The sequence below is a fragment of the Carnobacterium sp. CP1 genome (assembly GCF_001483965.1).
GTDB classification, from domain to species: Bacteria; Bacillota; Bacilli; order Lactobacillales; family Carnobacteriaceae; genus Carnobacterium_A; species Carnobacterium_A antarcticum.
Genome location: NZ_CP010796.1, coordinates 962,857 through 976,544, shown reverse-complemented (window position 1 = coordinate 976,544; position 13,688 = coordinate 962,857). Strand labels below are relative to the sequence as shown.

8 protein-coding genes are annotated in these 13,688 nt (G+C 33.2%); 6 read left to right on the top strand and 2 right to left on the bottom strand.

Annotated features, from left to right (window positions below; genetic code table 11):
- Positions 1-113 precede the first annotated feature (113 nt).
- On the top strand, positions 114-2,138 hold the full coding sequence (locus NY10_RS04705) for a hypothetical protein (protein WP_058918880.1): 2,025 nt from the start codon (positions 114-116) through the stop codon (positions 2,136-2,138).
- 49 nt (positions 2,139-2,187) lie between these two features.
- Positions 2,188-3,141: a glycosyltransferase family 2 protein gene (locus NY10_RS04700; protein WP_058918879.1), complete on the top strand. Its 954-nt coding sequence runs from the start codon at positions 2,188-2,190 to the stop codon at positions 3,139-3,141.
- Between the two features lie 78 nt (positions 3,142-3,219).
- Here the strand turns inward: NY10_RS04700 and NY10_RS04695 are convergent, their stop codons facing one another.
- Together NY10_RS04695 and NY10_RS04690 are read right to left on the bottom strand one after the other, a co-directional pair.
- The gene (locus NY10_RS04695; RefSeq protein ID WP_058918878.1) at positions 3,220-4,743 is read right to left on the bottom strand and encodes an ArnT family glycosyltransferase; all 1,524 of its coding nucleotides are present in this window, start codon (positions 4,741-4,743) and stop codon (positions 3,220-3,222) included.
- The gene (locus tag NY10_RS04690; protein WP_058918877.1) at positions 4,736-5,704 is read right to left on the bottom strand and encodes a glycosyltransferase family 2 protein; all 969 of its coding nucleotides are present in this window, start codon (positions 5,702-5,704) and stop codon (positions 4,736-4,738) included. The genes NY10_RS04695 and NY10_RS04690 overlap by 8 nt, the downstream gene beginning before the upstream one ends.
- A gap of 353 nt (positions 5,705-6,057) precedes the next feature.
- Here NY10_RS04690 and NY10_RS04685 point away from each other — a divergent pair, with 353 nt between their 5' ends.
- The 4 genes from NY10_RS04685 (at position 6,058) to NY10_RS04670 (ending at position 13,487) form a co-directional block, all read left to right on the top strand.
- Positions 6,058-7,953: an LTA synthase family protein gene (locus tag NY10_RS04685; RefSeq protein WP_058918876.1), complete on the top strand. Its 1,896-nt coding sequence runs from the start codon at positions 6,058-6,060 to the stop codon at positions 7,951-7,953.
- Between the two features lie 180 nt (positions 7,954-8,133).
- Positions 8,134-11,391: a GW domain-containing glycosaminoglycan-binding protein gene (locus NY10_RS04680; protein ID WP_058918875.1), complete on the top strand. Its 3,258-nt coding sequence runs from the start codon at positions 8,134-8,136 to the stop codon at positions 11,389-11,391.
- Between the two features lie 279 nt (positions 11,392-11,670).
- Positions 11,671-12,519, top strand: coding sequence for a glycosyltransferase (locus NY10_RS04675; protein WP_058918874.1), 849 nt, complete (start codon positions 11,671-11,673; stop codon positions 12,517-12,519).
- A gap of 2 nt (positions 12,520-12,521) precedes the next feature.
- A complete protein-coding gene (locus tag NY10_RS04670) occupies positions 12,522-13,487 on the top strand; it encodes a glycosyltransferase family 2 protein (protein WP_058918873.1) in 966 nt (321 codons plus the stop codon).
- Positions 13,488-13,688: the final 201 nt, after the last annotated feature.

Below are 13,688 nucleotides of genomic sequence, written 5' to 3'. Positions count from 1 at the left end.
AAATAAATATGCTTGCATAAGAGGAAGTTATGTATCGCAACTTCCTCTTCTTGCTGTTAGAATTTATATATCTTTATAGAGAACATTATAGAAAGGTGAAATGAAATCAAATTATGATGCAACAAAGTATAAAAAGAAATATTAATAAAATCGGAATGCTCTTTTTTGGACTTTCTGTAATCTCAATTTTAATTATAGGCCAACTTTTTTTTGAGTTATCTATTATTAATTTTATATTATTTTTAGCGTACAACGTTTTTTACATTTACCTTCCTGGAAAAATAAGCGTTAAGCTACTGAAAATAAATAACTTTACTAATATGATAGAAGAAATACTAGCCTTTTTCTTAGGAATGTTCATGTTAATCATTCAGTACTATATCTTTTCTTTCTTTAATAGTTTATATTTAATTAAGTTTTTTACCCCACTATTACTAATAGTAGGAGTAATTTACTTGGTATCAAAAAAGAAATTGATTTTTTCTGTTAAAAAAAATAAAATTTTAGATGCAGGTACTTATTTATTCATGGGAACAAATACACTCGTTTCTGCTATATATACGATGTTTGCTTTTCCAAAACCAACAGTTGTTTCAAATGCTGTTACATACCAAGATATGGCATGGCATATGGGGAATGTTAATATTCTTTCTAGCGGCAGCAACACGGATACAAGAGTATACGGTATCAAATTTCTTTATCATTACTTTTCTGATTTATTTTATGCTATTGCAAAATACATTTTCGGATTCAGTGCGTATGAATTAATTATTCAATTCCAGTTTATAATAGTAGGAACAATATTAACTATTTCAGTAATTGCTTTCTTTAAAGTAATGTTTAAAAACTCAAGATATCTGCCTTATTTCGCTGCTTTTGCTCTTTTTTATGTACCGTCTGCAGCTAATGGCTATTACAACAATATTTTTTACCACTTATTTACAAATGTTAATGCAATGGCGCTTACGTTGCCAGTAGTATTATTAGTATTACTAGTAATAAAAAATAGTTTAGAGTTTAAAGAAAATAAAAAAAATATCCTATTGATTTTTATTTTTATGTTTCTGCTAGCAGGTTTAAAAGGCCCCATTGCGCTAATGATTTTAGTTGCATTATTTGTTTTAACTTTTGCAATGCTGATTCAGAAAAAAAGAAACTTGTTTTGGCTGAAATTCCTAATGATCGCCACTCTTTCTTATGCCATTATTCACTTCACCCTTTTAAGTCAAGGGAGTGATCTAGTAGAGATAGGTATGGATACTGCTTTTGATGTTATCACTTCCACGTCCTTGTTTCCAGGTGGATTGAATAATCCGGATAGCAACTTTTTTATAAGATTTACTTATGTCATACCGCACTTTTTGCTCGCAGTATTTTTCTTTTCGATTCCTTATCTATGGAGTGTGATTGAGAATATCTATAAGTTCTTCAATAGACAATATATTTCGTTATTTGATCAATTTAGTTTGATTTTCTCGGTCTTATCGATTGGGGCTTATTATATTATTCGTCACTCAGGCTATTCACAAATGTATTTTCTTTTCGGAGCTCTTCCAGTGATCTATTATTTAGGAGGAAAAGAAGTAGAGAGGCTTTTAAAGGAAAACGCTGGAATAAAATTTAAAATAGTATTTTTTGTTATTATGGCTTTAGTCTTTATGAGACCAGTTCTTGAAACAACCAGTATGATTAAAGGAAGTTTAAAACAAAGCTATTCAAATTTTGTAAATGAACAGACTGACTTCTTTAATAGCAGCATCAGTTCTTTAGAGTATGAAGGAATGATGTGGATAAAAAATAACACTGCCCCTAACGATTTATTAGCGACGAATAGACATAACGATGATCATCGATTTTTCTTATATAGCGCTTATTCTGACCGAGGATTTTATATAGAGGGACCTGAATATGCTAAAAACAGCGGATTACAGCCTGAAAAAGCACAAGAAATGTTAGAGCGAAATGATTCATTGTTTTCTCCAGATTATCAAAATAAATATAATCTAGCGATGGAATTGAATGTAAAATATCTTGTGCAATATAAGAAACAACAACCAAATGATTTGTTTACTACAGAAAGTGGCTTCCAGCGGTGTTTTGAAAATGACGATATAAGTATTTATAAAGTACTGAAATAAACAAAAATATAACAATGGATACATGAATAAGCTGTAAGGAGCGGGAGAAATGAAAAACACCTTATATATGGTGATACCTTGTTACAATGAAAAAGAGGTACTAAATGAAACAGCAACCAGATTAAAAAAAATATATTCAAAGTTAATAAAAAGTAATAAAATTCATAAAAAAAGTAAGATTGTTTTTGTAAACGATGGCTCAAAAGATACGACTTGGGAAATCATCAAAGAGCTGCATGAAAATGACGATGTCTTTAGCGGCATAAATTTAAGTAGAAATAAAGGGCATCAAAATGCTCTTTTAGCAGGATTATTAACTGTGAAAGATTATTCTGATATGGTTATTTCTATGGATGCTGATCTGCAAGATGATATCAATGCTATTGAAAAGATGGTAGATAAGTACTTAGAGGGGTATGATATTGTTTATGGGGTTCGCAGCAAACGGGAAACAGATACCTTTTTTAAACGTTTTACAGCTGAGAGCTATTATAAAATATTGAATTTCATTGGTGGAGAAGTAATTTATAACCATGCTGACTACAGATTAATGAGCAAGCAAACAATTGAAGAATTAGCTAAATACAAAGAAGTTAATCTTTTTCTAAGAGGAGTTGTCCCGATGCTGGGCTTTTCTTCTACGACTGTTTCTTATGAACGTAATGAACGATTAGCAGGAGAAAGTAAATATCCTTTAAAGAAGATGTTATCTTTTGCTTTAGAGGGAATAACTTCTTTAAGCATAAAACCAATTAGAATAATTTCAGGTTTAGGCGTTTTAATATTTGCAGTGAGTATTTTGATGCTGATTTACATTATTGTGCGTCATCAGATGGGGGACACTGTTACAGGTTGGGCAAGCGTGGCCGTATCCGTTTGGGCTATTGGAGGGCTTATGCTCTTGTCAATAGGTATTGTAGGTGAATACATCGGAAAAATCTATTTAGAGACAAAACAACGGCCAAAATTCAGTATTAAAGAGTTTATAAATAAAACTAATTGAAAAAAATCCTGAAGTTAGTGATTTGCTGTCGTTAAATTAACTAGTCCATTTATTTATTTTCAAAAAAAAAGACATTGATTATTTCAATGTCTTTTTTTGAGTTGTAATTAAATAAGGGAACAAGATCGGGATAAAGGACATTATCGTCATAGAATATCGAGGTGAAGCTTCCCATAACAATAGAAACAAGAACATGCCTACTAAAAACAAACAAGTTAGCAGAGAATATAAATCACCAGTGCGTTTGATTAACATTTTAATAAAGACAAGTAGTAATATAAAATAATAAATCATTTGAATGGTTTGCATATAGAGATTGAAGCCTTTGGAAGTAGCTAGTGTGCTGCTGACTTCATTATGTTCTGCAGCCAGTTTGATACTAAAAGTAGATTTTAAATCACCGGAAGACCAAGTCGTAGCATTTTTGGCATTAAGAAACGCCAGTGCTTCAGTAAGAGATAAAGAAGACCAACGTTCTTTGATCAATTCCAAATGTATTTTTGAAATTATGGATTTGGACATGCGCTGATCCCAAAACAAATCCTTAGAAAAAGCTAAATCGTTATCGTTATATCCTCCTGCAGAACGATAGTGTTCTCGCCCATCATCTTTAAAATAATATTCTGCATTTGCTCCCATAAAAAGGTAATGGGTATTAGGCATTCCTCTTTCATCTATTTCATATAAATGTAGCGCATCAATTCCTTTATTCCACCCCACATTTAGCAATAGGAAAGTTACAATAGGAATTAAGACTAGCCATTTTTCTTTACCACTCAAACCTACTATCAATGCAATGACAACAGCGATAAATAAAATTAAAAACAAACCTTTTGCGAAGAAGGAAATGCTTAAAAAGATACTGGATAGTGTCAAATAAACAATTTTTTTGTTGAAATTTTTTGTTTGTATAAAGTAAACGAAAAAGATTACCATAATTAAAGAAGTGAAAATAGACAAAGTATCTGTATAAATGTTTGCTACATGTAAAGAGATTTGGATAGTAAACATAAACAAATTCATAGCGATTAAAGAAGCCATGGGTTTATTTGTTAACTTTTTAGCGCTAAAATAAATTAACAGAGCAGATACAGCATGCATAATAGAAAAAATTATATATATTGTATGATGATCAAAGCTACCAAAAACTTTATCAATAAAGATATATACAAATAAAATAAATAAGTTTTGTGGATTGGCAGCTAAGTACCAACCGGATATTTTACCTGTTTCTACAACTTCTTTGGCGATATTTAAAACAAAAGAACCGTCATCAATAGGAGTTTGGATGCCTAGATAGCGAAATAACCATAAAAGAAAAATAAAAAATAAAATTGATTCAATAACAGCTATTATGTTACTTGCTTTAAAACTAATTTTTACTTTTGATATATAAAACCCACAACCGATTAGAAAGATGGCAATTATTGAAGCAGTTAAATTTTGAATGACTATTTCGTTTAAAGTAGACTCAGAACGAAATTCTGAAAGAATATTACCCAGGTTTGGGGAGAAAATAGCTATTCCAATTATCCATATCATCGCTCCAATTCCAGATAGAATAATGATTGTTTTAGATAACTGTTCTAGTTTCTTAACCATTCAGATCACCTCTTGAATTCTCATCCTCTTTAATGATATAGATAGGGCGTTTCTTTGTTTCTAAAAACATTTTACCTAAATATTTTCCGAGAATACCTAAACAAAATAACTGCATTCCACCAATTGCTAAAATAATACAAACGAGTGACGGCCATCCGGAAGTCGGATCATCGAATATGATCGTGCGGAGAATAATAAGAATGGCCAAAAGAATAGCTACAAAAAATGATAATATACCGACAAAGCTTGCTATAGCTAATGGTGCATCAGAAAATGCAACGATACCATCAATTGAATATTTAAATAAATCCCAGAAAGACCAGGATGTTTCGCCAGCAGCGCGTTCTTTATTTTTATATTCAAGATAATGAGTGTTAAAACCTACCCAGCTAAATATACCTTTTGAAAAACGGTTATATTCCGTAATTGAAAGAATTGCATCCACCATTTGGCGTGTCATCATACGGAAATCTCTTGCACCATCTACAATTTCTGTATCAGAAATACGGTTGATCAACTTATAAAACTGTTGAGCAAAGAAAGAACGTATGGGTGGCTCTCCTTCACGTGTTACCCTTCGCGTTCCAACACAATCAATTTCACCGTTGCTTTTTCGTAGAATTTGGAGCATTTCATCTAAAAATTCAGGAGGATCCTGTAAATCAGCATCCATAACTACGGTATAGTCTCCTTTAGCGTACTGCAAACCAGCATATAATCCTGCTTCTTTTCCAAAATTACGAGAAAAAGAAACATATCGAACGGTGTTTGGATATGTTTTTGCTAAGTCTCTAAGTATGTTGAGTGTCTTATCTTTTGATCCATCGTTGACGAAAATAAATTCTACATCAATATTTTTTAATTTATTGCATTCTTTTTGAACGGTATTAAAAAAAATAGGTAAAACTTCTTCTTCATTATAACAAGGAACGACAATGGATAATAATTCGGTTGTATTCAATAAATTCACTCTTTCTTTTTAATGCGTTTAATATTCTTATTAATTACACGGTGAATATGCGATAACTGAGAGAGCAGTCAAATTTAATACATAAAATTGCATAAGTAGCTTTTTCTATATATTGTTTTGGTGAGTGACTAGCCCAACTGCTACTTTAACTTAGAAACCAAACATTTTCAATAGAAAAATCGGTATGGTATAGGTAGAGATACCTCTATTGACACTTTTTAGATACAAACTTTGAAAAAAGGATAAAGAAAGGCTAGATAGGGTTGACAGTTATAAAGAAGTATATAATAGTAGTTTAAGATAAAGACTAATTATTGGATTAGTATAGAAAGCAGGGAACTTTTTTGAAGAAAAATTACAACAACTATTTTGAAATAGATACTAAAACGCTTACCTTTAATTTGTTAAGCTATTTATTACGCATCTTGTTAATGTCAGTAGGGATAGCTTTGCTAGGAAATTATATTGTACAGATTTTTTTTGAAAATTATAACATAGAAACTGTAAACGCCTTCGTTGAAATTAGGACAAGGTTGTTTTTATTTAATGCTGTTATTATTTTTATTATTCAAATCTGGTTTACAAGCTTGCTAGGAAATATTTTGGTTAGTTCATTAATGACATTACTTCTTTCGGTACTTTTTGGTTTTACTAATGGGCAAAAAGCACTATTTAGATCGGAGCCTTTATTTCCTTCCGATCTATTAATGGTTAAAGATCTTCCTTTTATGATTAATTCTCTTGAAGAGTCTTCTGCAAAATTATTGTTTTCTTTATTAATTAGTATTTTAGTGCTGCTGATTGTAGTGATCGTTGGTATTAAGAAATGGAGAAAAAGTCATCCTATTAAATTTAAACAATCTAAAAGAGCAGTAAGGTTGCTTTTATTTGTATTTTCAAGCATTGGTTTAATACAACTACTAAGTTTTCATAATCCTGGTAATCCCTTTAAAGAAGGTTTTGTAGAAGTAGGGTATGCAGAGTGGCAACCCCATAGTCAAATATATAATGCCCAAAGAAATGGCCCAATTGCGGCCTTCCTATACACAATGAGTGGCGATGTCGTTGCAAAACCAGAAGATTATTCGCAAGAATATATAAAACGAATTGTAGATAAATATAATGGAAGAGCAGATGAAACTAATTTAACTCGTCCAGAAAGTATGGAAGATATAAATATTATTTACGTGATGAGTGAAAGTTTTTCAGATCCGATGAAAATAAAAGAACTTGAAGTAGAAAATGATCCTATACCGTTCACGCGGAGCATGATGGAAGATTATTCTGGAGGATCTATTTTATCTCAAGGATACGGAGGTGGAACAGCTAATATTGAATTTGAAGCATTGACTGGTTTATCTCTGGAAACAATGTTGCCGGGTATGACAACGCCCTATACCCAGTTAGCTTCCAAAATGAACAAAATACCCACGATGTTGTCCTTTTTACCAGAGGATTACTATTATAAAACAGCTATTCATCCTCATCATACACAAATGTATCGAAGAACTGAAGTTTATGAAAATATGGGATTTGATGAATTCTTATATAATGAAACGATGGCTCATACTGACAAAATAGAAAATAATCCCTTTATATCTGACGGTGCTGCTTACCAAGAGGTTATTGAACAGATGGAAAAAACAGACAAAACAGATTTTATTCATTTGGTAACTATGCAAAATCATGGTCCTTATAGTGGCTTTTATTCAGAAATAAAAAATAGTGTTTCTGGTGATACAGACTTAGCAGAGGTTTCTGGGTATATCCAAGGGCTTACTTATAGTGATCAAGCCATGGAAGAATGGATAGCAAAATTAGAACAATTTCCAGAGAAAATTGTTGTTCTTTTCTGGGGAGATCATCTACCAAGTTCTTATGGAGACACTATCATAAACAAAAATTCTCTCGTTACAAAATATGAAACTCCATTATTTATTTATTCAAATTATACTGAGGTACAAAAAGATTTGGGGATCATTAGTCCTGTCTTTTTTATGAATGAAATATTTGAGGCTACAAATTCAAAAATTAGTGGTTATCATTCCTTATTAGGTGCATTACAAGAACAGCTCCCTGCTTTTGAAAAAGGGATTTATGTTGATGGACAGAAAAATGAAGTCGTTCAAACAAGAGCAGAGCTTCCAACAGAAACGCAAGAAATTTTATACGAATATGAAGCGATTATGTACGACATAACATCAGGTATGAACTACAGTAAACAGCTGGGCTTTTACTAATTTCAGCCTCAATCTCAATTTGAACTATTGTGTACAACTAATGACTTTTTTATTTTATTGTACATTTGCTTCAGTTTTTGTACTATAATTGAAAAAGTAACGGTATAAGCGGTAACAACTTTGGGTTGTTACCGCTTATATACGGGTTTTGATAAGTTAGATTAGGAGGAAAAGGAAAAAATGAAAAAAAGGTACAAAGCTACTCTGGTTTTAGGTATAGCAAGTTTTGGTGTCATCGGATTAATGCAACCATCTGCTTCAGTAGAAGCAGCAGTAAGTGTACAAAGCAATCAATACCCAAAAGTTAATACATATATCAAACAGCAAAATTTGCGAACAGCAAAAATAACACAAAGTTATAAACAGTTTTTACAGTTTGATTATCGAAATGGTAATGGCGCAGCGGAAGGAATCGTTATCCATGAAACCGCTAACCCAAATTCAACCATTACTAGTGAAATAAACTATATGACTATAAATTGGCAAAATGCTTTCGTGCATGCTTTTGTTGATAAAGATAACATTATTCAGATTCATCCCGCAGATTTTGCTGTATGGGGAGCAGGTAAACAAGCGAACCCTCGTTTCTATCAAATTGAATTGGTAGAACATGATACCTTTCACCAATTTGCTCAATCTGTAAATAATGATGCTTATTTAGCTGCTTACATGTTATATTATTTTGATCTTGAACCATCTCGTGCAACAAAAGGCGGTAGCGGTACTATTTGGACACATGATGAAGTTTCCCGTTACCTTGGTGGAACAGATCACACTGATCCAGTAGGCTATTTTGCAAAATGGGGATATACAGTAAGTGATTTTTATAACTTAGTAGTAGAAAAATACAACGCCATGCCTAATCAAATTTTTAAAGAAGACAATTTAAACAGACAATATGCAGTTCCAGTAGATCCGAAGAATTATGGAATTTGGAACGGGCCATATCCTGGTAATGGATCGGCTAAAGTCGGAGAATTACACTCTTATGCCAATCAACCGATAGTAGTTTATAAAGAAGTTAGAACTAAAAATGGAGATTGGGTTCAATTTGGCCAAAATGGAAAAGTTATTGGCTGGGTAGGGAAAACAGGTATTCAAATCACGCCTGCAGTTAGTACTCCTGTTACAAATGCTTATGACTATGGTGTTTGGGACAGTTATCAAAGAGGGATGAAACGAGTTACCGGTCTGTCAGATTTTGCTGGTAAAGAAATAAAAGTTACCAAAGAAGCAACAGCCAATAATGGCGTAGAATGGGTAGAATTCAGTTCTAATAATAAAGTTATTGGTTGGGTTGCTAAAAAAGGAATTGCAATAGGTTTGACACCAAGTCAAGTTCCTCAAAATATTTCTAAAAAAGGTACACCGGTACCAAATGCTTATGACTTTGGCGTTTGGAATGATTATGAAAAGGGAAATACACGGGTCGCAGGCCTGTCAGAGTATGCTGGAAAATCAGTCCAAGTTGTTAAAGAAGTTATATCATCAACAGGCGTTAAGTGGGTTCAATTCTCAGTAGATGGTAAGATTATTGGTTGGGTAGCTGAATCAGGTATCCGTTATGTTTCTGTTCCAAAAGAAGTTTCTAAAGCAGGTACACCAGTACCAAATGCTTATGACTTTGGCGTTTGGAATGATTATGAACCAGGAAATAAACGAGTCGCAGGTTTATCAGAATATGCTGGAAAATCAATAAAAGTAATCAAAGAAGTTTTGTCATCAACAGGCGTAAAGTGGGTTCAATTCTCAGCGGATGGCAAAGTCATCGGTTGGGTAGCTGAAACAGGTATACGTTACGGAGAAGCTCCAAAAGAAGTTTCTAAACTAGGTACACCAGTACCAAACGCTTATGATTTTGGCATTTGGAATGATTACGAAGCTGGCAATACTAGAGTGGCTGGTTTATCCGAATATGCTGGAAAACCAGTAAAAGTAATCAAAGAAATCGTGTCATCAGCAGGCGTTAAATGGGTTCAATTCTCAGTAGATGGCACAGTGATTGGCTGGGTAGCCGAAACCGGTATCCGCTATGGTGCTGTACCACAAGAGGTTTCGAAAATAGGCACACCGGTACCAAACGCCTATAATTATGGCGTTTGGAATGATTATGAACCTGGTAATACTAGAGTTGCAGGATTATCTGCTTTTGCCGGTAAACAAGTAGGTGTTGTCGCAGAAGTTACTTCTTCAATCGGTGTTAAATGGGTCCAATTCTCAGTAGATGGCGAAGTGGTTGGCTGGGTAGCTGAAACGGGTATCCGCTATGGAGAAGTTCCGCAATCTGTATCCAAAACAGGTACTCCGGTATCCAATGCTTATGACTTTGGCGTTTGGAATGACTATGAAGCAGGCAATACGCGAGTAACAGGTTTATCAGCCTTCTCTGGCAAACAACTAGAAGTAATCAAAGAGGTCATTTCATCAAGCGGCGTTAAATGGGTACAGTTCTCTGCAGATGGCGAAGTCATTGGTTGGGTAGCCGAAACGGGCATTCAATACGGAGAAATCCCGCAAACTGTTTCTAAATTAGGTACACCAGTCGCTAATGTTTATGATTTTGGTGTCTGGAACGATTACGAAGCAGGCAATACACGAGTAACTGAACTATCAGCCTTCTCTGGCAAACAACTAGAAGTAATCAAAGAGGTTGTTTCGTTGAATGGCGTTAAATGGGTACAGTTCTCTGCAGATGGAGAAGTAATTGGTTGGGTAGCTGAAACGAGCATCCAGTACGGAGAAATCCCACAAACAATTTCTAAACTAGGTACACCTGTTCAAAATGCTTATGATTTCGGAGTTTGGAATGACTATGAACAAAATCGCGAAAAAGTAGCAGGTTTATCAGAATTCTCTGGTCAACAGTTAGAAATAACGAAAGAAGTAGAGTCTTCATCTGGTGAAGCACTAGTTCAATTCTCGCTAGATGGAGAAGAAGTTGGCTGGGTAGCTGAAACAGGTATCCAATATGGAGAAATCCCGCAAACAATTTCTAAACTAGGTACACCCGTAACAAATGCTTATGATTTCGGAGTTTGGAATGACTATGAACAAAATCGTGAAAGAGTAGCAGGTTTATCAGAATTCTTTGGTCAACAGTTAGAAATAACGAAAGAAGTAGAATCGACGACGGGTGAAAAATTAGTTCAATTCTCGTTAGATGGAGAAGAAATCGGTTGGGTAGCTGAAACAGGTATCCAATATGGAGAAATTCCGAAAATTGTTTCTAAACAAGGTACACCAGTACCAAATGCTGCTGATTTTGGAGTCTGGAATAACTATGAAGCAGGCAATACCAAGATAACGGGCTTATCAGACTTTTCAGGTAAAGAAGTTGAAATTACTAAAGAGGCCTTTTCATCTGACGGTGTTAAATGGGTACAAATTTCAATCGAGGGAACAGAAATCGGTTGGGTAGTTGAATCAGCTATTCAATAATAATATAAGAGCACTTTTAATGTTGGAGAACTTCTCCTTCGTTAAAAGTGCTTTTTATTTGGATTTGAAATGGTAAGATAGTTAAATTTTTCTTTAACAAGTGTCAAAGACTAAAGATATGATATAATACTTTGTTGAAAGTACATTTTAAAAAATTCGACTACTTACGATAGAAATTATGTTAAAATGGTTTTTGTGAGAGAAATAGTGCAAAACATTATTTATTATAAGAACGTTAATATTTTCAAAAAAAAGAAAAGTGTGAGGGATATATAATAAATGAAAGATATAGAAGAATCTGACTTGAAATTTAGTGTTTTAATGTCTGTTTATAAAAAAGAACAACCAGTCTATTTAAAAGAATGTTTAGACAGTTTGGTCAACCAAACTATTCAACCCAATGAATTGGTTTTGATAGAAGATGGTCCTCTAACGAATGATTTATATACTGTTCTTGATGAATTTGAAAATCAGCATCCGGGATTATTAAATAGAAACCCTCTTGAAGAGAATGTTGGCTTAGGGAAAGCATTAGCTATAGGCGTTGAATATTGCCGATACTCTTTAATTGCTCGAATGGATACGGATGATATTGCAGTGAATACTCGCTTCGAAAAACAGTTAAGAGAATTTGTGAAGAATCCGAAACTAGGGATAGTAGGATCTGATATCAATGAATTTGAAACGGACATCTCTAATATTGTTGCAAAAAGAATTGTTCCACATAGTTATGAGGATATTTTGAAAACTGCAAAAAGAAGAAATCCTTTTAATCATATGACTGTTCTATATAGAAAGGAAGAAGTTTTGAGAGCGGGTAATTATATGGTCTTAAATGGGTTTGAAGATTATTATTTATGGGTTAGAATGTTAAAAAATGATACGCTAGCGAAAAATGTGCCTGAAGTCTTAGTCCATGCTCGGGCTGGAAGAGACATGTTTATGCGTCGTGGCGGATATAAGTATTTGAAAGACAGTAAATTAGCAAGAAAAAAAATACATGAAGTTGGTTTAAATTCCTATATGGATTATTTTTTAAGCACTGCTGGGCAAATTATAGTTAGCATTATGCCTAATCAATTAAGGGCATATATTTATACCAAACTGCTTCGGAAAGAGAGTAAATAATTATGACTGTACTTAGTTTCATTATGCCCGCTTATAATGTAGAACATACGGTTGAAAAATCTGTCCAAAGCGTTCTTAGCCAAAATATAAGTGATTTTGAATTGATTATTATTAATGATGGGTCAACTGACAATACAGCCAATATTTGTGACCGGTTAGCAGAAAAAGATACTAGGGTTCGAGTTATTCATCAAGAAAATGCTGGTCCTTCTGCTGCACGTAATGCTGGTTTAAATCAAGTGCATGGAGAATATATAGCTTTTATGGATAGTGATGACTATACTGAGAAAGATATGTATCAACGACTTATTGGATATCTTGAGGAAAACCAAGCAGATATTGCAGTCTGTAATGTGACACGTGTTAACCCAGATGGAACGTTAAATACTTTAAATAGTTTAAATAGAATCACTACTTCTAAGGAAGAAATGCTGGAATTATATTTTAAATATAATGGTATTGAATTTTACGTCTGGAATAAAGTTTATCGTGCGTCTGTTTTCCAAACAGTCAGATTTCCAGAAGGAGTCTTGTATGAAGATGTGATGTTAAGTTATGATGCTCTAAAACAAGCTCATAAATTAGTAGTAACGGATGAAGTTGGTTATTTTTATCTAGCAAATTCCGAAAGTATTGTAAACAGCAGCTTTAATCCACAACAATACGATAACGTGTTACAAAGAAAGATATTATTAGAAAAAATTAAAATAGAGTACCCCACAGTAAGTGACTTTGCTGTAGACAACCTGTTAGATGGTTATCTTTCAACAGGTTATAAAATTGCTAGTTCTACACATGACGAACGTACAAAAGAATATGCGAAGTTATTAAGAAACGATATCGCTGAAAATCAAAAAATGATTTTTCAAAATAAAGTTTCTAGCAAAGCTAAGTTAGCTGCTTTATGTTTATTGAAGGTTAATTTACCGCTGTATCGTTATCTTTATAAAAAAGTATTAAAAAAATAATGGTAATTCATGAATCATCTGATTTGTGTTTTCTTGAAGGAGTAGAAAAATGCAGAATGATTTTAAAATTAAGGATTGGATATTAAATTGGGATAATTTCAGAAAAATTTACCTCTTTCTTTGTTTGATTTATTTTATGCCTAGTAGTTTTGATATAGAACAATACCCTCTATGGATTTGTTTCTTTTGGGGAAGTTTGAT